The organism is Aeoliella straminimaris (assembly GCF_024054565.1).
Lineage (GTDB): Bacteria > Planctomycetota > Planctomycetia > Pirellulales > Lacipirellulaceae > Aeoliella > Aeoliella straminimaris.
On record NZ_JAMXLR010000092.1, the window covers coordinates 732826 to 757316 of the forward strand.

A 24491-nucleotide genomic window follows, 5' to 3' on the forward strand; every position below is an offset into this window, starting at 1 on the left:
TTCCGCGTGATTCTCACGCCGATGATAATGGATTCTTTCACGGAATGAACGACCTCGAGTTTACCAATCGGCTCGATGAGTGGCATGCAGGAAAGTTGTGGCACGATGAAGCGCCCAAGACACTCCGCAAAGGTTGGGCCGATCTGGAAACGCCCAAAGCCTGGCAGCGGTGGGCCGACTATCTGGCAACCCGCGAGTTAGCAGAGTTCTTCGACGACTATGGCTCGAAGATCGATCCAACGAGTTGGGGACTGCCAGTCGACGATTCGCCTGTGGGGCAGGTGGACATTTGGCGGAAAGAGTTCGATCACGCAGCAAAAAAGGGCTCGAAGTCGGAGCCATCCGCGCAGATCGAATCGCTTTTGGCCGAGTTGGTACACGAGCTCGAGAACTCCCCACCCAGCATCGCGGCCGCTCTCAAGACGCTGGTCGTTGCCTACCGTCTGCCCCAGTTGGCGGCATGCACCAGTTGCTCCGCTTGGTGGCGGGTGGTTACCACGTTCCAGAGCCTGGCCGAAGATGTCCAGAAATCCACCTTCGAAACACTCGATCCGGAAACCACCACAGTTTCCGTGCTATTGGGGGGGGAATTGCCCCTGGTGCTCAGCGTATCGCTGCCCGAGTTGACGCCGATCAGGTCGCTCCGAACTTCCGCACGCAAGTTGCTCGGCGAGAGTTTACTGGCGACCACCGATGGCGAAGGTTTGGTCGATGCAGCCTTGCTGCCAGTGCTGACTCTATTGTTTTCGAGTTGGACGCGTTCGCGCTCGATTGGTGAGGAACTGAAGAAAGGGTGCTGGTCGTCGTCGGCCGACACGCAGTACGAGTGGCTGGTGCGACAGACTATTGGTTTGCAGCGTGTCGACGGTACTCCTATGCTCTCCAAGACTCCCTTCGTCGCCTGGCCGGCGGGAGTACTCGATACGGCCCTGGAACTCGCTGGCGACGATCAGGACGATACGGCGGCCGCGGCACGCGTGGGCAAGCGGTTATTAACCATCGACCCTGATTTCGATGAAGACGAACTGCCCGAAGCAAGCGTCGAGTCGGAATGGTCCATGTTGGCCATGCTGGCCAACGGTTGGGACAAGAAGTCCTCACGTGTGCTGGTAGACTACTCACGCTCGGACATCCAGATTGAAGTCGAGGCTGAAGGTCGGACTTTGATCTCTGGCTCCTGGGGCATGGAAACCACCTACGCCGGCAAGCTGCTCGAGCCGGTGGATGAATGGGAACAGCAGTGTTGGTACAGCGATGATGAGTGCGATTACCTCGATTTGGTGATCGAACTCTCCGGCGGTGTGCGAGTCGAGCGGCAGATCTTCCTGGGCAAGGAAGACGGGTTCCTGCTCACACACGATATCCTGCACGGCCCATCCAGCCCCTCCGGCGAGTGGCGACACACCAACTGGTTGCCGCTGGCCGACGGTATTAAGTTCATGCCCGAGAAGAAGACTCGCGACGGGGTATTGGCAGATAGTAAGGGCGGATCCAGGGCAACCGTTCTGCCGTTAGCCCTGGCCGAATGGCGAAACGACCCTCGCTTCGGCGAGCTTTCCAGCAATAGCGGCAAACTGGAGCTGGCTCAGACTTCCCGAGGTGCCCGACTAAGCTGCCCGTTGTGGATCGATCTGAACTCCCGACGTACCGCGAAACCGCGAACCTGGAGGCAGTTGACCGTCGCCGCGTCGCTGGAAGTGGCCCCCAGCGACGTGGCGGTGGGCTACCGCGTGCAGTTGGGCGATCTACAGTGGCTCGCCTATCGTTCCCTCGCCGCGCCCGCCAACCGGACCGTCCTGGGGCAGAATACAGCGGCCGAGTTGATGATTGGTCGATTCTTTCGCACTGGCGAGTTCGACGAATTGCTGGCTGTCGATCCCGCGTAGGCTCCGCCAAGCTGAGTCGCATCGTTTGACGCTATCAACTGAATCATGCAAGTGATCCGCGATAACTTGGCGCGTGTCCGCGAGCGAGTAGCAGCCGCCGCCGAACGGGCGGGTCGCAAGCCGAGCGAGATTCTCTTGGTGGGGGTCAGCAAGTACGTCTCCGCGGCGTTGTCGGCCGAACTGGTTGCAGCCGGTTGCATCGATTTGGGCGAGAACCGACCCCAGCAACTTTGCGAGAAGGCGGCTGCCGATGAAGTTGCACCGCTCAATGTTCGCTGGCACATGATCGGTCATCTGCAGCGGAATAAAGTGGCCCGCACGGTACCGCTGGTCTCGATGATCCACAGTGTCGATAGTCCCCGATTGCTCAAGGCCATCGATCAAACGGCCAGCGAGTTGGGCAAATGTCAACCCGTGCTGCTGGAGGTGAATTGCTCGGGGGACGCGGAGAAGCACGGTTTTACCGAGTCGGAAGTTCGTGACTTCGTTCCCCAATTGTCGGAGTTCTCATCCGTCGAAGTGCGAGGGTTGATGACCATGGCCGCCGGCAGCCGGGACCTGACGACGGCCGCAGCCAACTTTGCGACGCTCCGTAATTTGCGGGACGAGTTGGGAACGCTGGCGCCCGCGGGTGTCGAAATCGCGGATTTATCGATGGGCATGACGGCCGATTTCGAAGTGGCGATTGCCGAGGGGGCGACGATCATTCGTGTCGGCTCGGCCCTGTGGGAAGGTGTCGTGTAAGGCTCGGTTGGGTAGAATGGACCGACCCCGCACGCAATTCCCGCACCCCCTGCCCTTTCTGCCCGTCAGGCGACAATTCTCCATGGTTCAAATCGAGCGAAATCCTACACGCAGCGTCCAGATCGGCACTGTGCTTATCGGCGCCGAACATCCAATTACCGTGCAAAGCATGACGGCCACGCAGACCCAGGATATCGACGCCACGGTAGCTCAAATTCTCGACCTCGAGCGGGCCGGCGCAGATGTGGTTCGCATCGCGGTGGACAGCAGCAAGGATGCGGCGGCAATCGCGGAGATTCGGCGGCAGACCAAGGCCAATCTGGCGATCGACCTGCAAGAGAACTACCGTCTGGCCGAGAAGGTTGCTCCGCACGTAGAAAAGCTTCGATACAATCCGGGCCACTTGTATCACCACGAGCGTGAAAAGCCGTGGCGTGAAAAAGTTGCCTACATCGCCCAGGTGGCGGCGGACAACGATTGTGCCATCCGCATCGGCGTGAATTGCGGAAGTGTTGATCCAGACAAGCGAGATAAGTATCCTGCGGACGACTCCATTTCGCCGATGATCGAAAGCGCGGTGGAACACTGCCAGGCGCTCGACGAGATGGGATTCACGCGCTACTGCGTGTCGCTCAAGGACTCCGACCCTCGGAAGGTGATCGAAGTCAACACTCGCTTTGCGGCAGAGCGTCCTGACGTTCCCCTGCACCTGGGCGTGACCGAAGCTGGACTGCCGCCCGATGGAGTGATCAAGACTCGCATTGCCTTCGAACAGCTGGTGAGTCGCGGCATTGGCGACACGATTCGCGTATCGCTAACGGTGCCCAATGATCGCAAGCACGAAGAGATCGAGGCTGGCCGAGCTATCCTGGAGGACATTCGCCAGGGGCGCGTCCGTTCGGTAGTGGACTACGGCCTGCAGACGCTGAACATTATTAGTTGCCCCAGTTGCAGCCGGGTGGAGAACGAGGCTTTTGTCGAGCTGGCCCAGGATGTGAAGGAGATGAGCAAGTATGCCGCCGAGCACGCCATTACGATTGCAGTAATGGGGTGCCGTGTTAACGGGCCTGGGGAAACGGATGATGCCGACCTGGGGCTGTGGTGCGGGCCCAACTACGTGAACCTCAAACGAGGCGAAGCGAGCCTTGGTCAGTACCCCTACGACGAAATCCTGCCCCGTCTGAAGCAGGAGCTGGATCAACTGATCGCTCAGAAGGCGACAGCGCAATAAAAAGGGTGGCGCAATAAAAAAGGTCAGGCTGCATGCAACCGCTCGCAGCCTGACCAAAGACTCTATTGCACTAAGCCTCGCTTAGTGGCCTGCGGACCAGCCCATCGTGGTTTTCGACGGCTTGCTGCTGGCCGAACTCACGTTGGTGATTTTTGCCGGTTGCTTGTAGACAGCGGTCCAGACGGGCGATGTCGGACGCTTGGTCAACTTGTCGTTGGGGTCCAGCAGCAGCGGCGGCGACAGGTCCAATACCTGCGATTCGGTACTTTCTTCCGCTGCAGGTGTCGGGTCGAGGCGATCTGTCTCCTGGAAGGTCCGCGGCGGCGCAGATCGATCGTTCAGCGAAGGCGCCATGTTCGACGATGGTGACGATTCCATATAGGCGCTGGTGTTGCAGGTTGGGCAGCTTGACGCGACGGGGGCATCATAGCTCGATTGCACCACGCCCGAGTTGCAGGTGCTGCAAGTGCCGCATCCACCACAGGTGCTGCATCCACTGGCCGGCTGCATGATGACCGGGCGGAATGTGGTTTGGGCGCAGCCACAAGGCGACGTGCCGCAAGTGCTGCAACTCGGTGCGTACGAAGTGGCATACGTCGGAGCGCTGGAGGCGAACGAAACAGACGGGGCATATCCAACTGCATAAGCGGGCGCGGGAGCGGGACCAAAAATGCGACGTCCCAAACGACCAACGTACTTGCCAAGGTACCAGCCGTCATAAGCGGGTTGCGTATTTACGACCACTGGCGACCACGTGACTTGTTGAACGGCACACGTCGAGCATTGTGCACTGGCGTCGCTGGCCACCAGGCCGATCGCTGCCAAAGTGGCACAAGCGATTGCGAATTTCATGTTGGATACTTTCATCGGAAGACTCGTTCGGGAAGAGACGTTTCACCCACCCCCATCTAACTCCGGTTGGCGTCTTTAAGCAACAGCCGCCTTCACCAAAGTTGGAAATTGGAAGCAACTTACTCTTGGGCAGACCTTAGGGGTTAGCCAAATTTTTCTTGTTCGGTCGGGCGCATGTCGTATCTGCGCTCGACACTTCAGTGTACTCTAACTGCTAGGGGCAAGCTGGGCATGTTGAGAAGAAACCACACACATGGCGCCCTGTTGCGTAAAGTATTCACCCCCCACGAGTTGCAGCGAACCGAAATGCCGGCAAGCTACGGGCTGACAGCAGCGGACAACTGGTATTTCAGGTTCAGATGGCTGCTTGTTCGCAGTTCGTTACGCGATACGAGTGCCGTTTGTTCGCAACATCCTCGGTTCGGTTGCGCTGTTCATGTAGATCGTATAGCTTATCGAACATCTGCCGCATGTCGCGATTGCTTGCATTGAAAGCATGCAACACGTCACCCCTGGTGACTGGTGTATCTGCATCTCCAGCTATCTGTTCGAAAACCGCCATTGCAGTTGCTTCGTTCGGTACGACTTGCAGAAGTGTCGGAAGATTGAATGGACGATGTGTGGTGATCAGCAGCCCTGCGCTAGCACGCCAGCATCGCCATTGAACAACCCAACGTTCGAGCAGGGTAAGTTGTTCGTATCCGTCGACGACCAGCAGCGCGCCGGCATCCAAACTGGCTGGTATCAACTGCCAGGCTGGCGGTCTTCCGGCTATTTGACGGAAACCGATCTCAACCCAGGGCCGCCCCAGCTTATTCACTTCGGGCTCCAGGGCTCGCAGCAAAGTCGACTTTCCCGCCCCGTGTGGACCAACAATCTGGCCCCGCCAACCAGTGGTCGCAAGGCGTGACGTGAGCACGGCGGGCGTATTGCCATTGGCGGCAATATACGGAGTTCCCAGCGGCCCGAGCCAGCAGGTCGCAAACGGGTTCGATCGGCGGGAAGGGATGCCACCGGCCACGCTAGCCTTCCTCCTCGGAGGGCACCAGTTTGGGAGGCAGTGCAGGAGTAACTTCGCCCAGTTGAAACGGTGCTTCCAGCACTTGCTGTCGGCCGCGGCTCAGAAACAGTCGCAGTCGCGCGCACCAACAAACCTTCACGATCAAACCGTCGTAACTCAAAGGTTGTTCGGGTAGCAAGGTGCGGAACTCCCGGCGTCGGGCGAGCTCGACACCTTCGGCACCTTCGGTGGTGTAACGCTTGAAATAGTGAACGCCGAAGTCTTCTTCCCCCTTGCCCGCGGTGTGCCACAGGATAGACAACTCCGCAGACTTGACGTCCTCTGCTTGCTCGAGATGAACGACAAAACTCCCCTTGAGTACATCGCCCGGTGCGAATGGCGAGTCTACCTGTTCGATCCGCAGGTCGGCGAGGTTCGTCGGTGTGGTGGATACCGCTCTCATGCCATGGGCTCCATATCGGCGGTATCACTGGCGGCAATCAGGCTCTCGTTTCCGCGTTGCCGTGGTGGCTGAACCAGCAGACCAAACTGGCGGTAGACCTCCTGGTGGCGACTGGTCTCGCCGCGAACCAGAAGCATCCAGCGGATCTGATTGTGGGGGCTGCGGAATGAGTGCATGGCCGAAGCGGGTATCGAAAACGACATCTCTGCCTCGAACGGTTGTGCAGCTTCGACCCGCAAGCCGCGCCACTTGCGCAACTCCTGGCGATAGACCACCTCGACGGATGTTCGCGAGTCGGTGCCCTGCTGATAGCTGGCCGACTCTTCGCAAACCAGTTCCACCAACAGCTTGCGGAGTGTCATATTACCGGTCTGCATCAGGTAGGCCTGGTACTCACATCCCAGCATCAATGGATGAGCCGAAATCTCAACGTGCGATTGCCCGATTCCGCGGCGATTCCAGAATTCTCGGATCAGATTGAATGCCAGCCACACGCCTACCATTCCCAGCAAGACAACCAGCCCAAGCGCTAGCCATGGTGACTTGCTATTCAAATACTGCAACGAAGCAACGTACACGAAAAATGCCAGAAGTGCATTCCAGATCGCGCATACTATCATCAGCCCCGCCATTCTCCATCCGGCGGTGCCCACAGCGGGCAGACGGTGAGCATAGCGAATGCCGGGACTTTCGTCCTCTCGTAAACCAGTTGGCAAAGTTTTCGACTCGTCGGGACTGTCGCGAAGCGGATCGAGTCGCATGGCCTTGACCGCCACCAAGCTGCGGCGCTCGGCGGAAGTGGCGACCTGCATCAGCGACGCGACGATGCCAAAAATGCCTACCGCTAGAAGCGAAGCAGGGATCAACGTGACCGGCCACACCCACCAGCGAATCGAACGACGCAGCACCAGTTGTGAAGGCTCGTCAGGGTTGTACCAACAGGCCAACTCTGTGCCCTCCTGGTAATCCTCGGCAATCTGCTCGGCGTCGTCACGGGTCGGAGAAAAGTACCCCATCTTGCGTTCGATCCAGACCGGTTTGCCCGTGGAACCATCGTCCAGAATGCGGGCAGCCTGGATCTCGATGTCGAACTGGGCCATATCCAGTGGTTGGTCCCATTCGTGGATGATTAGTCTGGTGACAACGCACTTGCCTGGCACGAACCCGGCCGGCGGGCGAGATTCCTGCCAGTCGGGCTTTAGGACTTGGAAAATGTGCAATCCAAGCGTCACGGTGCCAACCACCACCAAAGAAACGCTCAGGAACAGTTCGCTCCAATATCCCACGCTCCGAACGCCTGTGCTGCGGCCGCCGCGCTTTTTCTGGAGTAGTGGATTGCGCCAGGACATAAGTTGACCAAGGAGGTGGAGACAACTTAGCGAAAGTGATGCGGTGGCGTCATTCGAGTGGGGGCGTCGAATCGAATCTCATTTTCTTCGATAGTTTCGGACGACTCCATATCCGACGACTGCGTTGAATCAGATTTCCCGCGCGCGGTCGGCCGGCGACGAGAGCGTTTCATCCGTCGCTGACCACGGCTGTGCAGCGCAACCAGGCACAGTTCGTGACGGTTGTGAACCAGTTGCCGCAGGCGGACGTCGCGGAAACCCCACGACTGAACCCGTTTTATGTACTGTTTTAATAGCTCTGGACTGGCCACGTTCCAGTCGGCCAATTTCAGGGTCAGTACCAGTCCGCGTAGCGAAGTCGATGGATGCGCCACAACATCCTCGGCGGCATCCAGAGTGTACTGCGGTGCAACATTCAAGTCGGCGGCCAACCACTTGGCGGGAGCGAACTCAACGCGGCGTACATCCGCCGAGCGCTTGCGATGATGAGTGAACCGGGGGTGACTGGCGACGGGTTCTTCCACTTCGGCCGGATCGATTCCGATGACTTCGAATCCACGCTCCAGCAGCGCCTGGCTTGCTCCGCCCGGAGCGCAGCCCAACTCTACCCAGACATCACCTCGCGAAGCAGGGAGCGCCGACCATTTGAGAGCCTCCTCCATCTTCAAATACGCTCTTGAGACCATATCACTGGGCGCGGCGACAGGCAGCATTCCACCCGGCCAGCGTTCGGAGCGGGAGGTCGCCCGGTGCCAGCCAACGTACCACTCGTCGGGTTCCACCAGCACGACATCTAGCACCACTGCTCCTGGCGGGGCCACAGTCGCTTCGAGCATCGACAAGCGATCGGTCACTTCGGCGGTGCGGGCAGCCTCGATCAATGCACGCTTGGTTTCTTCGGCCAGTGGAGTGACGGATGGCTCGAAATCTCCTTCGCCCGGAAGCTGTGTATCGCGTTGCCAGACGTGCAGGCCGACCAGTTCTTGAGCGTCGATCAGCCGTCGTACACCCTCGATCTCCCATACCTCGGTCGCGGCCGCGGCTAATGAATCGCCCTTCACCCGACCCAGCGATACCGAGCGGGTTCGGGCAAATGTAGGCAGGGCTCCGTCGAGCGTCGCTCCCTGAGATTGGAGGCTTTTGAAACTCACAAAGCCGGGACGCGAAAAGGCCAGTCGCCACTCGCTCCTTCGTGCGGCAATTTCGCTCTTGAGCGGCTGCTCGGCGCCGGGCTGGCAGGTGCAAAAGACGAACGTGGTGGGCAGCGGAACGGGCATGGCGGGGTGGTTGTAGAGGGCGGCATACTAATACCAACCATTCTACACCAACGCCCCTCGACCGTCTTCGGGCAGTGGGACTCGATTTTTGCCGGGTGGAGTCTAGTACGTAAATGCGGCCCGCACGATCATCGTGTCGTCGATTTCCAGGTCGTGGCCCATCGAGTCGTAGCTCAATTCGCGGGCAAAGACGTATCCCACTTCCCAGCGTCGGCTGATACCGCCGATTTGCTTGCGTTCGGTCCCGAAGATCACCCGCAGGTCACTATAACTCAGAGTGTCCGGGCTGCCGTCCGCTCGCTCAACGGCCCATACGCCGCCTCCGAGGTCGCCCTGGACGTAGAACCACCGCTCGTTGTATCCAGAGCGGCCGTCGCTCCAGGTCCGCCAGGCGATCTTGGGCTGAGGCAGCACCACGTCGATTTGCAGGTCGTCGGTCCAGTACAAATATCCCGCGGCGGGCACTACGGTCGTCCCGGCGCGGTTTAGGTACACCACGCCCACGATCCATTTGCTGTGGGCCGAGGCTTCGTAGATGCCTAACGCCCGGCCCGACATGCGGAAGGCGTCCCCAGCGTCGAAGCTGTGGTCGTCGGCATAGCTGCCCATGGTCACGGCAGCGTTGAGCACCCAGCGGTCGGCAATGCGGCGAATATGGTTGAAGGTCACGTCGGCATCATGCAGCCGCGCCGGCACGTCGATGAAGTCGGGGCCGTCAAGGAAACGCACGGAGTACCGAGGCTTGATTGTGAGCGGCTGATGCCGGCGAGGGAACGGAATCGCTGTGACGATGCTCGTTTCGATTTTCGAGACGCCCACCGAATCGCTCTCGAATCGTGGCATCCAGGAGAAATCCAAGTTGGCCTTTTGGAAGAAGCCCGGTCGTGCTCCCGGCGGAATCAAGTTCCCCAAGTCCTGCTGCGCAGCCGATGGCTCGGGGTACAGAGCGCCAGTTTCTGGTAGACCTGGCGCGTCGACCAGCACCACGTCGTCCGGCGACGCGTTCGACCACGGATCGGCCTGGTAAGGCTCGACGTACACGGGAGCAATCTCACCCTGCTGCTCGGGTGGGAACTGCGCGTGTGCAGTCGCCACCCAAACCAGGCACAGCGACAACGTAGCGGACGCAATTTTCATGGGGCGATGGATGAGATGGGTGTTGTTCGTGGTCAAGGGCTTCATGACCTCAGAAGTCGAGCCCGGCGCGTAGCATCACGGAGTCACTCGGTTTGAATTCAGGAGGATCCCCGCTGTTGAATAGAATCTCGCGATCAAACACGTATCCCACTTCAAAGTGGCCCCGCACCATGGTGGGAGTCTCAAACTCGAGGCCAAAGATCGCTCGCAGGTCGTTGTAATCAATTCGGTCGCTTAAACCCACGCGGTCAACGGTCCACGAACCGCCACCGTATTCGCCGGCCACGTACCACCACCACTCGGTATTGCCTACCGACTGGAACCGTCGGCGCACCTTGGGATTGGGGAACACCAGATAAAGATCCCAGTCCTGGTTGGGACGCCAATGCAAACCACCGGCCGGAAGCAGTTTGATTCGCAGGCGGTCCAGGTACACCGCACCGATCAGAATGTCCATCTGCGGTGTGACCGAGATGACTCCCAAGCCGCGACCCAGGATTCGGACCGAGTTGCTATTCACTGCGTCGAAGTCGGTCCATACGCCGGTACGAACTCCCAGTTCGGCGCCGAACCACTCGAACGGCTGAGGATACCACGACATATCGAGATAAGCATCATACACTTGGCCCGGCAAGTCGGGGCCCCGAGGCACGGCCGTGGGATCGCCCACAGGACCTTCAAAGAAGTTGGCCGCGAAGCCCGGCGTGATCAGTAGCGGCGTGTCGATGTTGTGCATCACGGGGATGCCAAACGTAGCGGCGAGTTCAATGCGATTGATACCAAAGTCCTTCGCGCCCCCATCGCCTGCAATCCACGTGTATTCGGTACCAATCCGCTGCAGGAATTTCTGGAACCGCACCAAGCTGCCATCGGCACTTTGATAGCCGTAGGTGCCTTGCTGCCAGTCGTAAGGCAAGCCGTTGGAGTATAGGCTCTGAGATTGCGGTGCGCCGGCCGCAGGATAACCGCCAGGCGTCGAGGGGTACCCCTGCCAGGCGTTGGGCGCGGCAGTTTGCTGGGGAAATCCACCCGGTGCTTGCGGCGTGTACGAGTAGGGAACGCTAGCGGGCGGCATGGTGGTTGTACCACTTACCGATGGCGAAGCATACGAATCGAATGTTGGCGGGGGACCAATCGGAGGGCCGGAGCCATACGACGGGGTGGCGGTGCCATAGGATGGAGGCGCCATTCCGTTGGATGGAGCTAAACTGGGGGCTGTCATCCCCGGGGTGGGGCTAGCGTAGGTGGGTTGGGGGGCAAAGGTCTGGCCCTGCGTGGGCGTCGCGGGAATTTGTACATATTGTCCCAACGAAACTGGAGTTCCCAGTGTCGCCCAACCGATTCCCAATATAGCTAATGCCTGCAATCGCACGGCCACACTCCTCCCGCGGTTTGTCCAGACTTGGGAATACAAGTCACCGCGAAGAGGGTCAAGATCGACCTCTGAAGTGCTAGCGTGCTCTAAGGCGGACGATCAACCCTTCCGACCAGACGGCTAACTGCTTCGCAACTGGTTGTGGATCGATTGACAGCTCGACCTCCGTTCCATGGCGTCCGTCGTCTCGCACGGCGCCGTACAGCGTGACTGGCTCGCCATCGCGGTTGGTTTCCACCCGGAACTGCCAGACCTGCACCCAGCCCGGCCGCTCGATAGCTACCATTTGCGCGTCCTCGATGCGCGACGCCTGACGAGGATACCGGTGGCGAACCAACTCGTCTCGAATGGCTTGCTCCAGCTCGTGATCCCCGAGCCAGTTTTTCCAGCGTTCAAGCAGCTCTCGTAGCATTATTGTCTGGGGTTGAAGGACTGCTGCGCAAAAACTACTGCCACTTGGCTATTATTCGCACGGTGCTTGAGTTTGACCAATCTAGTGCGCCCGCGAAACAGTTGCGAGCAACTTGCTCGCCAGCTAGGTTGGCATCATACCGCCCCATGTACTTCAGGTGACTGGTACAACTTGCCATGAGGAGAATCTCGTGCTTCAGCGACTTGCCAACAGGTATTCCCTTTCTGTCTGCCTCCCCGGTCTATTCGCATCGGTGATGATGACATTCGCCGCGCAGGCCAAGGAGGTCGATCCCGCTTACGAGGAAGTCTTCGCTCGCATCGACGAGGTGCTGGAGCGAGAGCTGCCGCTCAAGCAGATTCCGTCGATCTCAGTCTGTCTGGTCGATGGCGACAAGATCGTCGGTTCGAAGGCCTACGGCTACTCCGATCTGGACGGTACCCAGCCGGCCGACGACAAGACGATGTACCGCATTGGGTCGGTTTCGAAGTTGTTTACCGATCTAGCCGTGATGCAATTGGTAGCGGCCGGCAAGATCGACCTCGACGCGCCAGTGCAGACCTACCTGCCGGATTTCCAGCCTGAAAACCCCTACGATGTGCCCATCACCCTGCGGCAGCTGATGTCGCATCAGTCGGGGTTGGTCCGCGAACCACCGGTGGGCAACTACTTCGACGGCACCGAGCCAACCTTGGCCGAGACCGTGGCCTCGCTCAATAGGACCAAGCTGGTTTACAAACCCGGCGAACGCACGAAGTACTCGAACGCTGCCATCTCGGTTGTAGGGCTGGTGGTCGAGAAGGTAAGCGGCCAGTCGTACAACGACTACATGCGCGAGCACATTCTGGCGCCAATGCAGATGAACAACAGCTCGATGCTGCACGAGGGGAAAACCCAAGAGCAACTGGCCGAGGCGATGATGTGGACCCACCACGCTCCGTCGTTCCAGGCCCCCGTTTTCGAACTCGGCACCGCGCCGGCGGGTAATCTGTACGCCACGGTGGACGATTTGGGTAACTTCCTGCTTGCCATCTTCGAAGGTGGCTCCTATCAGGGGCAGCAGGTTCTACCCGCCGAGACCCTGGCCACAATGCTCGGCGGTAACAAGGCGGCGGGCGAGGACGACCCGCTGTTTGGCATCGGTTTCAAGTTGGGCAAGATCGATGGTCATCCCACCTTTGGTCATGGCGGCGCTGTGTACGGCTTCTCGACGCAGTTCAGCGGTCTGCCGGAGGATAAGATCGGCGTAGCGGTTGCCGCTTCGCGCGACTGCAGCAATGGATTTACCACTCGCCTGGGCGACTACGCCACGCGGTTATTGCTCGCCAAGCATGCGGGCGAAGAGTTCCCTGAGTGGGAATTCAGCGAAGCAGTCGAAGACCCCAAGCAGTATGTCGGCAGCTATCAGTCGGGAGACGACAAGCTGGAGATCGAGGAGTTCAACGGTCGTTTGTATGTCCGACAAGGTTTCTCCCGTAACGAACTCCGCCAGGCGGACGATCACCTGGTGGTCGACAACGTCATGTCTTACGGGACCAAGTACGAGATCGGCCCCGAAGCTGGCACACTCAACGCACTCGGCAAGACCTGGAAGCGGCTATCCGACGAGTGCCCGCCCGGTGCTCCAGAAAAGTGGAAGGGACTGATCGGCGAGTACGGCTTCGATCACAACACGATGTACATCTACGAGCAGGATGGTCAGCTCTGGTCGCAGATCGAGTGGTTGTTCCTGTATCCGCTGACCGAAGTGGACGAGAACACCTTCGCGTTTCCCAAGAAGGGAGGGATGTACGAAAGCGAGTACATCGTCTTCCAACGGGACGAGAACGGCCGGGCCACCGAGGCAAACGCGGCCAACATTGTGCTGAAGCGGCGACCGGTAGGCGACGTTGGCGATGTATTTACCGTCGAGCCTACGCGGCCGGTGGATGAACTTCGCCAGCTGGCGCTGGCGGCCCAGCCTCCGAAGGAGACCCGCCCCACTCGTACCGCGAACCTGGTACCGCTCACCAAATACGACGACGGCATCAAGCTCGATATCCGCTATGCGACCAAACGCAACTTCATGCTCACACCGTTCTACACTTCGGCCCATGCCTTTATGCAGCGTCCTGCTGCGGAGGCGGTCGCGCGGGTGCAGAAGAAGCTCGCCGACCAGGGCTACGGTCTATTGATCCATGACGGATACCGCCCGTGGTACGTCACCAAGATGTTCTGGGACGGCACTCCCGTTCAGTATCACGATTTTGTGGCCGATCCTGAGAAGGGCTCCCGGCACAACCGCGGTTGCGCTGTCGACCTGACGCTTTACGACAAGGCCACCGGCGAGCCGATCGAGATGGTGGCCTCGTACGACGAGTTCTCACCACGTTCATTCCCGCTTTATCCGGGAGGAGACAGTCGTCAGCGTTGGCACCGACAGCTCTTGCGAGAGAGCATGGAAGCCGAAGGCTTTACGATCTACGAATTCGAGTGGTGGCACTTCGACTACAAGGACTGGCAGGAGTACCCGATCGGCAATCAGACGTTCGAGCAACTTCTCGAGAAGCCCAAAGCGGCTGCCGTTGGGCGGTAGCCGCTGTAGGCATCCAGCAGGGCGAACTACTTTCGCTCCATTGCCCGCTTGAGTGCGGTGCCCATGTCGGCGGGGCTCTCAGCTACTTCGATGCCAGCATCGGTAAGCGCAGCGATTTTGTCTTCGGCAGTTCCCTTGCCGCCGGAGATGATCGCTCCGGCGTGGCCCATCCGCTTGCCGGGAGGGGCTGTGCGGCCAGCGATGAAGGCGGCCACCGGCTTGGTGACGTGCTCCTTCACGTACGCGGCAGCTTCCTCTTCGGCGGTGCCGCCGATTTCGCCCATCATCATAATGGCCTCGGTCTTGCCGTCGGCCTCGTACATCTTCAACAGATCGATGAAGCTGGTGCCGACAATCGGGTCGCCTCCCAGGCCGACGCAAGTGCTTTGGCCCAGCTTCAGGTTGGTGAGTTGCCACACGGCCTCGTAGGTTAATGTGCCGCTGCGGCTCATCACGCCCACTGGACCGGGCGTGTGAATGTAGCCCGGCATGATGCCCATCTTGCACTCGCCGGGAGTGATTACGCCCGGACAGTTGGGGCCGACCAGCACCGCGTCGGGATACTCGTTCTCCAGCACCTTGTAGACGCGGGCCATATCCAGCACGGGCACGCCTTCGGTGATGGCGATGATGACCTTGATGCCGGCATCAGCAGCTTCGAGGATGGCGTCGGCCGTAAATGGTGGCGGCACGAAGATCATCGTGGCGTCGGCACCTTCCTTCTCAACCGATTCGGCCACGGTATCGTACACCGGTCGGTCGAGCACGGTTTGTCCGCCCTTGCCCGGCGTGACGCCCGCGACCAACTGTGTGCCGTACTCGATGCAGTTCTTGGAATGAAATTCCCCCGCCTTGCCGGTGATACCCTGGCAGATGACGCGAGTGCCTTTGTTGATCAGAATGCTCATCGTGATTCCTGAATTGAGTTAACCGCGGAGGCACGGAGGACACGGGGAAGGATGTTTCGACAATTGGCGGCGATGCCAATTCATCCTGCGGGTCACAAGCTCAGTGTCGTCTCCGTGATCTCGGTGATCTCTGTGATTTGGTTTCTCAAGCGGCACCGGCGGCAGCCACGACCTTCTTGGCCGCATCCGTCAGGCCTTCGGCAGTGATGATGTCGACGTCGCTTTCAGCCAGCATCTTACGGCCCTCTTCCACTTCGGTTCCTTCAAGGCGAACCACCAGCGGGACGTTGAAGCCCACCGTCTTGTACGCTTCAAGCACTGCGCTGGCGATCGTGGTGCACTGCATGATGCCGCCGAAAATGTTTACCAGCACGGCTTTCACGTTCGGGTCACCCAACAGGATGCGGAACGCCTCGGTGACTTGCTCGGTCTTGGCACCACCGCCGACGTCCAGGAAGTTGGACGGCTGGCCGCCGTGCAGTTTGATCAGGTCCATAGTGCTCATCGCCAGTCCGGCGCCGTTCACCAGACAGCCGATGTTGCCTTCCAGTTGCACGTAGCTCAGGCCAGCCTTGCCCGCTCGCAACTCGTTGGGGTTCTCTTCGCTCGTGTCGCGCAGCTCTGCGATGTCGGGGTGACGGAAGATGGCGTTGTCGTCGAAGTTGATTTTGCCATCCAGCGCCATCAGGTCGCCACTGCCGGTGACGACCAGCGGATTGACCTCGGCCAGGCTGCAGTCCAGTTTCACGAACAGCTTGCAGATCGCCCGGAACATCTTGTCAGCACTGCGGACACTTGCACCCGTGAGGCCCAGCTTTTGGGCCAGCACCCGCGACTGGTAAGGCATCAAGCCCCGATCGGCGTCGAATGGTGCCTTGAAGATCAACTCGGGGGTCTTCTCGGCCACTTCCTCGATGTCCATGCCCCCCTCGGTGCTGACCATCAGCACGGGCGACGCGCTTGCGCGGTCGACTACAATGCCGAGGTACAGTTCGCGGGCGATGTCGCAGCCTTCTTCCACGTATACTCGACGCACCGTCTGGCCTTCGGGACCGGTCTGAATGGTCACCAGTGGCTCGCCCAGCATGGCGGCGGCAGCCTTTTCGGCGGCCTCAGCGCTTTTGACCAACTCCACGCCATGCTGCGAAGGGTTGCTCTTGATGGTTCCCTTGCCCCGGCCGCCAGCGTGAATTTGGGCCTTCACCACTGCCAGCGGACCGCCCAATTCTTTGAATGCCGAGGCGGCCTCTTCGGGCGTTTCGACGACGATCCCCCGCGGTACGGCAATGCCGGCGTCGCGGAACAATTTTTTAGCTTGAAATTCGTGAATATTCATCGGTCGCCCGTCCTAACATCGCGGGAACATAAACTGGCCAATGGTGGAGTATAGGCCTCGCATCGCTCACCCTCAATGGGCGGCTACGCACACGACAGGCCTCACTATCAGGTCCTCGAAGGTCCTCCATCGATCGCGCTACTAGGAGTGCACATTCATTGCCGAGTTGAAGCGCAACTTGACTCTCATACGGCGTCGTGCAGACCCTCTGTCCATCTGCTAAAGCACACCGTTTTTCCGTTTCCCCCCAAATTCGGCCAAAACGATTGATGGGCCCAAAACCCCCAGCGTTTTGGTCCCCCCTACCGCAAAAAGTGCCTTGTTTTTTCAATCAGTTTTGCGGGCATGGGTCCAAAACCCGCCGCGTTGTTCCCCGCATGTTCGCTACCTGTCCCGAAAGTCGGCAGGTTGGGGGAAACAGGCGTCAGGAGTTAGGAAAGATAGAGAGTTCCGGAGGTGGAATTCCCCGTCGTTCGCTTTCCCTGTGATCCACGTGATCGGAGTAGCATGCCTGCATTAGACCACACCGGCAGGCGAGTTCAACAACGACTCTTTTACACAGGATGCCTGCGCGAATGGACAAATTGGGCGAGGCGAAATCGTCGCCCAAATCGATTTGCCGGTTGGTGCTACTACTCCAGACGCTCCACCGTCGCGTAAAAGGCCCCAGCGATGGAGTTGCCCTCGGGATCTAAGAGCCACGTCTGCAGCGATGTAGGTCCTGCCGGCAAGGTGACCTGGAACTCGATGGCTGGACTGCTGGGGTCGGCCGTTTGTTCGAGTTCGGTTTCACCGATGTGAATTCGGCCGTGGGCGATGTTCCACGCTGGCCCTGCCCCCATCGCGCCATCGACCAATTTGGTCCGCTCGACGGCATCGCCCAGGGCGAGTCCCGATTCGCTGGGAAAGCGACTGATGGCGATGCGATAGGACCCCGGCTCGGCAACATCGAGATGCCACACCCCGTTTTTGCGCACTCCGTGGCGGATTTGGCCCTGCTGGTCGACGAACACGTCGAACCACTCGGCGGCAGCCAGTCGTGTGGGATTCTCTGCATCGCTGCCGATGGTGACGCGCTGCGGCTCGGCAACAATGTCCTTCACGCCGGCCCACCATTCGTCGAGCTTAGTACGCAGCTTCTCAACGATTTCGGGGTGTTCGGCAGCAACGTCGTGCTCCTGGAGCGGGTCGGTCGACAGGTCGTACAGCCAGCGGTCTTCGACCAGCCGCCAACTTTGCCACATCACCACCGCGCCTTCACGCTGCGGAATAGCCGGATTGCCGTCGGTGTAGGTGACGTTGAACTGCGGCATGCGACTGTAGTTGATTACCAGCACCCGATCGTCGACTTTGGGTTTGTCGCCCCGCAGCACGGGGGCGAGGCTCGTGCCGTCCATCGGTTGCTGGGGACCCTCCACCCCCGTGAGTTCGATCAAGGTCGGCAGTAAATCCTGCACCTGAGTGAGCCCAGCGACTTCGCGCGGTTCGCCCAGGTTGCCTTGCGGCCAACGAATGAAGCAAGGTACGCGATGACCACCTTCCCACAGGGTGGTTTTGCCACCACGCATGCCGGCGTTGTAGTACATTGGGCCAAAAGTGCTACCGTTATCGGTGAGGAACACGACAATCGTGTTGTCGGCCAGCCCGCTTTCGGTGAGAAACTGCTCGAGCTTACCCATGTTCTCATCGATGTTGGCGCCCATCGCCAGATAAGAGACGAGCCGCCCCCGCTGCTGAGGTGTGAGCTTGTCGTACAGTTCCTTGTTCTGCTTCAGCGCCTTGCGAATTGGGGCGCGGTACTTTTCGGGCACGAAAAACGGAGCGTGGGCCGAGTTGAGAGGCAAATAAGTAAAGAACGGCGCATCGCCCTGCTGTTTCATCCAGGCAATGGCTTCGTCGAAGAAGATATCGGTGCAGTAGCCGTCGTGCCGCTGTTGGTCGCCATTGCGGAAGTACATGTCGGCGAAATAGTCGTTTTCCCAGTAGTCGGACATGCTGCCGATGTACGAAGAGCGAAACCACAGCGTCTCGTCGAAGCCCCGGTCCTGCGGACGATAAGGATAGTTGTCGCCCAGGTGCCACTTGCCGAACATGCCGGTGTGATAGCCGGCCGACTTGAACACGTCGGCCATCGTGTCGAGATCAGCCCGCAGTAGCGCGCGACCGCTGCTAACATTGCAGGCGGCGTTACGGAGTGCGTCGACTCCCGTCAGCAGTTGCCCACGAGTGGGGGTGCACATGGGCGCGACGTGGAAGTCGGTGAAGCTCACACTCTGGCTGGCGAGCTTGTCGATGTTCGGCGTCTGGGCCACCGGATTGCCATGACAACCAAACTCGCCATATCCCTGGTCGTCGGTCATGACGAGGATGACATTGGGACGTTCGTTCGCTGCCAGGAGGTTTGCGGTTGGCAGAAGCAGCAAGAACAATGCAGCACACAGACGCATGATGAACTCTCCAGTCGATCGCAAGGCAGTTGAAGCCGCCAATTATAAACGACGGGCCACCAACTGTGATCGACGATCGCCAACATAGTCGGACGATCGAACTGCCAACCGCGTACGATAGAGCGCAGCACGGTGTAAATCAGTGGCATTGAGGCGCCCGGCGACGATTACTCCTCGGAATCGCCAGCGTTAGACTCCTCTTCACCATCGGCGTCGCCTTCTTTGGCCTCGGCCTTTTCGTCCGCAGCTTCCTCTTTCGCCTTTGCTGCCTCGGCTGCTTCCTGCAGTTGGGCGATAGTGGTCAGAGTGAGTGTGGTAGTCGAGGTTTCATCGCCACGCTGATAGGTGACCTCGAGGGTATCGCCGGCATAATGAGGTTTGGCGGCCGCCTGCATTTCCACCTGGGTTGTGGCAGGCACGCCATTGATGGCTGTGACGGTGTCGCCCTTCTCGAGCCCAGCTTTCGCGGCAGGTCCATCGGGCGCAATGGTGGCAATTTTGGCAGGCGTTTCGCGGGCAACGCCTTCGACCAATCCGATGCCAATGTAGCCGAGTTGCAGGTCCTCGCCCTGCTTCAATCGTTCGAAAGCCGGCATCCACTCCGCCAGCGGCGCGGCGAACCCAATGCCCGAGTCGTACCATTCGACTCCAGCGATGGAACTCTCGGCCGACGGCGACATCGGAGCGATGATCCCCAGCACCCGGCCCTCGATGTCGACCAGAGGACCGCCATAATTGGCGGCTGAGACCGCGGCGTCCGTCTGCATCGCGCGGCCCTGAATACGACGCAGCGCGCTAACAATGCCTACCGACACATTCGGACGCTCCACTCGGTAAGTGCGGCCCACGGCGATGGCCCACTGCCCCACGCGGTAGCTGTCGGCGGGGGCGATTTCCGCTGCCGGCAGGTCTTCGGCGCCTGAGAGTTTCAGCAGCACGAGTTTACGGCTGTAGTCGTGAGCCACGACCTCGGTGGCGAATTGCCGACCGTCGGCCAACAACGCCACCACGGTGGCCGGTGCAGGCTCGAATCGATAGCGGCTCGTCACCACGTAACCATCGGGCGTTAAAATCACGCCGGTCGATGGGCCACTCGCCAGGCTCACGTCGTTTAGACGATCGGCGCCGCCGATGATCTGCAGTTGCACTACCGTAGGGCTAACATGTTCGATCGCGTCGCGAATCGCCTGTTGCTCGAGCTGGGCCACCGACTGTGCGAACGCAGACGAGGTGATCAGCGCGGCAGCAAAGCAGGCCACGAGGCGAAGGCAGCGAGTTGAGGCGGGATGGAACCGCATGGGGAAGCTATCCAGTTCGAGCTAGGGCAGATTCATTGGGACGAGTTCCACCTCGACCAGCATATTGCCTCGCAGCACCGTAAGCCGCACGGGCTGGTCGCCAGGCACTTGCATCAGTGCCTTCTCCACGTCGACGTGGGTACCGGTTCGCATGCCGGCCAGAGCGATGATTAGATCGTCCGGCATCAAACCAGCTGATGCGGCGGGCGAGCCGGGGAGCACCGTGTCGATGTAGGGAGGCGTTCGCGCCACGACGCTCGGCACCAGGCGAAAGCCCAGACCGGCAAATGTGGCGGGATTCTCAGGCAGTTGGTCCAAATCGACAATAGCCGAGCCTAGGTCGCCGCTCAGGATGCGGTCGACGCTTTGGCTCACTTGTTCCCAAGGCATCGCGTAGTTGAGCCAGGTGCCGGTCAGTTCACTCTTGAGTTCCTTGCCCAGCATGCCGAGCGGTTGCCCACTGGTGTCCAGCAGCACTCCGCCCGCCGCCCCGGGGTTGTTTGTGGCGGCGTCGACGATGTACACGTCGCCGCGATAGCGACTGCTGAACGAACCCCGGCGAGCTTCCAAGGGAGCGATTACCGACAGCACGCCGTGCAGCACGCTGACCGGTTCGTCGCCCGTGGCCACATTGTACAGGTTGGAGTAGGCCAGCACCCGCATGCCTTCGTAGGGCGATTGCTCGGCCGTAAGATCGAAATACGGAAAGTCGGTCTCTTCGGTGTCGAGCTTCAGCACGGCCACATCCAGCAGCGGATCGGTGCCTACCACCGAGGCTTCGAGCCGCTGTCCATTGTTTAGCAGCACGGTCACGGTGTCCTCATCGAGCACCAGGCTGGCAACCGTGGCGATATAACCTTCGGCCGACACCAGTACGCCCGATTGGTAGGCTTCGAGTTGGCGGAGGCCGCCGACACCGTAGATTTTGACCGATCGCTCCTGGGCGTAGCGGTTCACGTCGCCAAATGAGACGAGGTCCACGGCCTTCTGGGCATGCGTCATATTGGTGACGCACAGGAAGCTGCCAACCGCGAGAGCGAGAAGCCACTTATTCATCGTTGGCCTCCCCGTTGTCCGCTGCGTCGTCTTCCGCCGGTATTGACTCTTCGTCTGTCGACGCAGCGTTCGTGTACTTATCGACGTCAAATTCCATGTAGGCGTTATCGCCGAAGCGGACCACCCACCGACGCGGCAACTCGCTCGACTGCCAGGGCTGGAATCGACTGAAGTGAATCAGGCAGGGATCGCGATCGTCGGCCGTGAAATGCTCCATCCCTACCAGATTGCCCGAGTCGAGGTCGAAGTAGAACTGCGTCGTGTATCCTTCGTCGATCGCCATCAGGCAGTCGTGCAGTTGCAGCCCCTCGCCGAAGGGAAGCTGCCCGAAGTAGAAGACTTCGTCAAACCCTTCCCGCCCCTGATGCAGCAGCTTGTGCCACTGGTGCACCGCGGCGATCATGCCACCGGAACCTGGTGGGCCGTTGCCGGCGGTATCGAGTGAATCAAATTTGGCGAAGAACTGCCCACGCACCGAACGCAGGCTTGCCTCCTCAGCGGAGTCTTCGATGCGGACCTCGTGCTGCAGCGAGTCGCCGCCATCGATAACCAGTTGCGGCACCGACTCCAACGCCTTCCACTGGCGGCACCGGTCGATTAACCGCTGTTGTTGCTGCTCGTTAAAGTAGTAGTTCGCAAAACCACTTCGTTTTGCATAGAGCTTTTCAACCTCAGGCGGCAACTTGGGGGGCTCGAGCTGCTGGGCAGCACCGGGGAGTTGCGGCAGTTGGATTCGAGGAGGTTTCTGGTCCTTGTTGTCGTCGTCTTCTTGCCCCTGGTCGTCCTTGTCTTTGGGGCCGGGCGGTTCGATCTGCGGCGGCTTCTTCGCTTCCTCTTCGATGAGCGATTCCAGTTCGCCGACGTGATGCAGCGAGGCCAGGCGTACGTTGGCTTCGTAGATCTGCCCATCGCGAATGAACTCCACGGGCACGCGCCAGCCCGCGGGATAAATGCCCAGGGCATTCTTCAGCACATTGGCACTGGTGATGTCGCGACCCGCGAAGCTGCTCAAGTAGTCGCTATACCGCAAACCGCGGCGATAGGCGTCGCTGTCTTCCAGCAGGTCGTCGACAACTACGCGGCCATTACCTGCAGAAGCCACGGTCGCGCCGAGTGTGGCGTGGTCGACCACGCGGCCCGCCTTCAAGTGGCTGAGGAAGTGTTTGATCTGATTGATCGAAATCGCGTAGCCGACGCCTACGTTCACACGGCCACGCTTCTCAAAGGATCCACGTCCGTTAATACCGATCAGGCGTCCCTCGGCATCCCATAGCGGGCCACCGGAGTTGCCAGGATTAATCGAAGCATCGGTCTGCAGGCAGTCGGCGTACTCCAGCAGCGTGCCGGACGGATACTGGTAGCGATGCGTGCCCGACAGAATGCCGTAGGTGATGGTGGGGTGGTAGTCTTCGGCCAACAAGAAGGGATTGCCGGCCACGATCACCTTGTCGCCCACCTGCGCGGCATCGCTGTCGCCGAGCTCGGCGGCAGGGAAATCGTCGCGGCCCAGCAATTTGATGAGCGCTACGTCGCCCGGCGGATCGAGGCCCACCAGCACGGCGTCGTAGAGATTGCCGTCGTTCAGACCGCACTTCATCGCCGGTCCGCAGGGGGCCGTCACGTGGAAGTTTGTCAGGGCGTATCCATCCGGTGAGATAATTACCGCCGAGCCCCCCCCCTGCCCTTGGCTATCGAACACGGCCACGGTCGACCGCGAGATCTTCTCGACCACTGCGACGCGGGTGGCTTCGGCCTCCAACACTTCAGGCGGAACCACGGCCGACGCGAACGACGTCTGCAGAGCGATGATCAGAACTGGGAGCCAAACAGATTTCATTTCACAAACCTTGCTCCACCGAGATGGAGGATATCGCCGAAACCACGCGTCCAGGGAGCGCTGCCGGCCGAGCGAACCACAATGGTAAGTTGGCGGACACCCGTTACTTTGCATTCTAGCTCGACGGGCGCTGCGTCTCCAAGCAAAGTTTCCGATGCCAGCACTTTGCCATCGCCCTGGATGGTTAATTCCACCCTGGCCGTGTCACGAGAGCGGGGGTCGATGCCCACGGTAGCCCGAAAGTTGGTGAAATCGCGGGGCACGCGGAAGCCGATCTCCGCACCGTCGCGAATGGCCAGCCCTTTCGCGAACCGACGGCTCCCGGCCAGTCCCGAACTGCTTGCCTCTTCTGCCGAGAGACTCTCCACTGGATACGCCAGCGTTAGCTCCGGTTGGTAGAACGCGCGGTCGCGGGCGACATAACCCAATAGCGGGCTGATGGTCGCTGCGCCAGCGGGAGGATTCCAGTCGTCCTGTACCAGGTCGAGATCGCTCAGGTATTGCACGCGGGCCAACGAGTAGTCGACGGACGATACTTCCGACAGGGGCAAAGCAACTGTTCCCAGGGAGGGACTGCGGACTTCGAATTCCTGTTCCTTGAGCGATGTAACGGTAATTGGCAGCTTGAATCCTGGACCGCTGATCACCGCGTCCGGCGTTTTCGCGTCCGCTGCTACCCGGCGGAAGTAAATAATGCCAAAAACCTTGGCCCTGTTGACGTCGATCTCTTCCCCGTCGAGGTCAAACTTCACGGCTTGATCGGTCACGTCGCCCAGGGTGCCTTCGACAAAATTCAGATTGGCCGCACCGGGCTTGCGAATCACAATCAGATCCCCGGCCGGATCGCCAGCCAGTAAGTCACGCCATTCCTTCGCGAGCGAGGGAAGGCTGGGATCAAGGGGCATCATCCGGACCGCACGTACCGAAGCCAGTGTTACCCCCAACGGCTCGTCGCCTTCCTGATTCGACAGAGGTGTTCCCCCCAGGACGCATTGTGGGCCCGTGGCCAGGAAACTATCCACGGCTAGCCTCGCTCCGTCGGTCAGCAGCACTTCGCTCGAGGGCAATTCCCGCGGCGTGGGTTTGGTGATGGTGTCGACGCGCAGCACATCAGCCAGTGGCAGCGGCAGCGTGCCTTGGTCGGTGGTGTCGAGCTGTACCGTCTGCTCGCTCCACGACTGCACGGTGCCTATCGTTTCGCGCTGCTGCAAATCAGTAACGCGGACTTCCACTGCCGAGGTAGCGGCAATCAATACTAGAGCGAAAAGCGAATGCAAGGCAATCCAGCGGGGGGGCAAAGGTAGGCGG

General features: G+C 59.9%; 19 protein-coding genes. 5 read left to right on the forward strand and 14 right to left on the reverse strand.

Going from position 1 to position 24491, the window contains the following annotated elements; all coding sequences use genetic code 11:
- Window positions 1-44: 44 nt before the first annotated feature.
- The 3 genes from NG895_RS28705 to ispG all read left to right on the forward strand — a co-directional run bounded on the left by NG895_RS28705 (window position 45) and on the right by ispG (window position 3861).
- Window positions 45-1886, forward strand: coding sequence for a hypothetical protein (locus tag NG895_RS28705; RefSeq protein ID WP_252856009.1), 1842 nt, complete (start codon window positions 45-47; stop codon window positions 1884-1886).
- A gap of 45 nt (window positions 1887-1931) precedes the next feature.
- Window positions 1932-2630 carry a YggS family pyridoxal phosphate-dependent enzyme gene (locus NG895_RS28710; RefSeq protein WP_252856010.1) on the forward strand — a complete coding sequence of 233 codons (699 nt, stop codon included), beginning with the start codon at window positions 1932-1934 and terminating at the stop codon, window positions 2628-2630.
- An 82-nt stretch (window positions 2631-2712) separates the two neighbouring features.
- Window positions 2713-3861, forward strand: coding sequence for a (E)-4-hydroxy-3-methylbut-2-enyl-diphosphate synthase (gene ispG / locus NG895_RS28715; RefSeq protein ID WP_252856011.1), 1149 nt, complete (start codon window positions 2713-2715; stop codon window positions 3859-3861).
- Between the two features lie 81 nt (window positions 3862-3942).
- Here the strand turns inward: ispG and NG895_RS28720 are convergent, their stop codons facing one another.
- On the reverse strand, window positions 3943-4713 hold the full coding sequence (locus tag NG895_RS28720) for a hypothetical protein (RefSeq protein WP_252856012.1): 771 nt from the start codon (window positions 4711-4713) through the stop codon (window positions 3943-3945).
- A gap of 496 nt (window positions 4714-5209) precedes the next feature.
- On the opposite strand from NG895_RS28720, the gene NG895_RS28725 reads away from it, so the two are divergent.
- Window positions 5210-5623 carry a hypothetical protein gene (locus NG895_RS28725; protein ID WP_252856013.1) on the forward strand — a complete coding sequence of 138 codons (414 nt, stop codon included), beginning with the start codon at window positions 5210-5212 and terminating at the stop codon, window positions 5621-5623.
- 112 nt (window positions 5624-5735) lie between these two features.
- Here the strand turns inward: NG895_RS28725 and NG895_RS28730 are convergent, their stop codons facing one another.
- From NG895_RS28730 to NG895_RS28755, 6 genes are all read right to left on the reverse strand, one after another.
- The gene (locus tag NG895_RS28730; RefSeq protein WP_252856014.1) at window positions 5736-6176 is read right to left on the reverse strand and encodes a hypothetical protein; all 441 of its coding nucleotides are present in this window, start codon (window positions 6174-6176) and stop codon (window positions 5736-5738) included.
- On the reverse strand, window positions 6173-7462 hold the full coding sequence (locus tag NG895_RS28735) for a DUF3592 domain-containing protein (protein WP_252856015.1): 1290 nt from the start codon (window positions 7460-7462) through the stop codon (window positions 6173-6175). The genes NG895_RS28730 and NG895_RS28735 overlap by 4 nt, the downstream gene beginning before the upstream one ends.
- Window positions 7463-7551: 89 nt before the next feature.
- The gene (locus tag NG895_RS28740; RefSeq protein ID WP_252856016.1) at window positions 7552-8802 is read right to left on the reverse strand and encodes an SAM-dependent methyltransferase; all 1251 of its coding nucleotides are present in this window, start codon (window positions 8800-8802) and stop codon (window positions 7552-7554) included.
- Between the two features lie 102 nt (window positions 8803-8904).
- The gene (locus NG895_RS28745) at window positions 8905-9984 is read right to left on the reverse strand and encodes a DUF6268 family outer membrane beta-barrel protein (RefSeq protein ID WP_252856017.1); all 1080 of its coding nucleotides are present in this window, start codon (window positions 9982-9984) and stop codon (window positions 8905-8907) included.
- Between the two features lie 4 nt (window positions 9985-9988).
- Window positions 9989-11014 (reverse strand): hypothetical protein, encoded by a 1026-nt coding sequence (locus NG895_RS28750; protein WP_252856018.1) that lies wholly within the window; start codon window positions 11012-11014, stop codon window positions 9989-9991.
- A gap of 376 nt (window positions 11015-11390) precedes the next feature.
- On the reverse strand, window positions 11391-11726 hold the full coding sequence (locus NG895_RS28755; RefSeq protein ID WP_252856019.1) for a hypothetical protein: 336 nt from the start codon (window positions 11724-11726) through the stop codon (window positions 11391-11393).
- A 190-nt stretch (window positions 11727-11916) separates the two neighbouring features.
- Here NG895_RS28755 and NG895_RS28760 point away from each other — a divergent pair, with 190 nt between their 5' ends.
- Window positions 11917-14301 carry a serine hydrolase gene (locus tag NG895_RS28760; RefSeq protein ID WP_252856020.1) on the forward strand — a complete coding sequence of 795 codons (2385 nt, stop codon included), beginning with the start codon at window positions 11917-11919 and terminating at the stop codon, window positions 14299-14301.
- Window positions 14302-14327: 26 nt separating this feature from the next.
- On the opposite strand, the gene sucD is transcribed toward NG895_RS28760, so the two are convergent.
- The 7 genes from sucD to NG895_RS28795 all read right to left on the reverse strand — a co-directional run bounded on the left by sucD (window position 14328) and on the right by NG895_RS28795 (window position 24460).
- On the reverse strand, window positions 14328-15209 hold the full coding sequence (sucD, locus tag NG895_RS28765) for a succinate--CoA ligase subunit alpha (protein WP_252856021.1): 882 nt from the start codon (window positions 15207-15209) through the stop codon (window positions 14328-14330).
- Window positions 15210-15354: 145 nt separating this feature from the next.
- Window positions 15355-16545 carry an ADP-forming succinate--CoA ligase subunit beta gene (gene sucC, locus NG895_RS28770; protein ID WP_252856022.1) on the reverse strand — a complete coding sequence of 397 codons (1191 nt, stop codon included), beginning with the start codon at window positions 16543-16545 and terminating at the stop codon, window positions 15355-15357.
- A gap of 632 nt (window positions 16546-17177) precedes the next feature.
- Window positions 17178-18992: an arylsulfatase gene (locus tag NG895_RS28775; protein ID WP_252856023.1), complete on the reverse strand. Its 1815-nt coding sequence runs from the start codon at window positions 18990-18992 to the stop codon at window positions 17178-17180.
- Between the two features lie 167 nt (window positions 18993-19159).
- Complete coding sequence (locus NG895_RS28780) at window positions 19160-20290, reverse strand: S1C family serine protease (protein WP_252856024.1); 1131 nt, start codon at window positions 20288-20290, stop codon at window positions 19160-19162.
- Window positions 20291-20311: 21 nt separating this feature from the next.
- The gene (locus NG895_RS28785) at window positions 20312-21346 is read right to left on the reverse strand and encodes a S1C family serine protease (RefSeq protein ID WP_252856025.1); all 1035 of its coding nucleotides are present in this window, start codon (window positions 21344-21346) and stop codon (window positions 20312-20314) included.
- The gene (locus NG895_RS28790; RefSeq protein ID WP_252856026.1) at window positions 21339-23183 is read right to left on the reverse strand and encodes a S1C family serine protease; all 1845 of its coding nucleotides are present in this window, start codon (window positions 23181-23183) and stop codon (window positions 21339-21341) included. Before NG895_RS28790 ends, NG895_RS28785 begins: the two co-directional genes overlap by 8 nt.
- Window positions 23180-24460 (reverse strand): NPCBM/NEW2 domain-containing protein, encoded by a 1281-nt coding sequence (locus tag NG895_RS28795; RefSeq protein WP_252856027.1) that lies wholly within the window; start codon window positions 24458-24460, stop codon window positions 23180-23182. Before NG895_RS28795 ends, NG895_RS28790 begins: the two co-directional genes overlap by 4 nt.
- Between the last annotated feature and the right edge of the window lie 31 nt (window positions 24461-24491).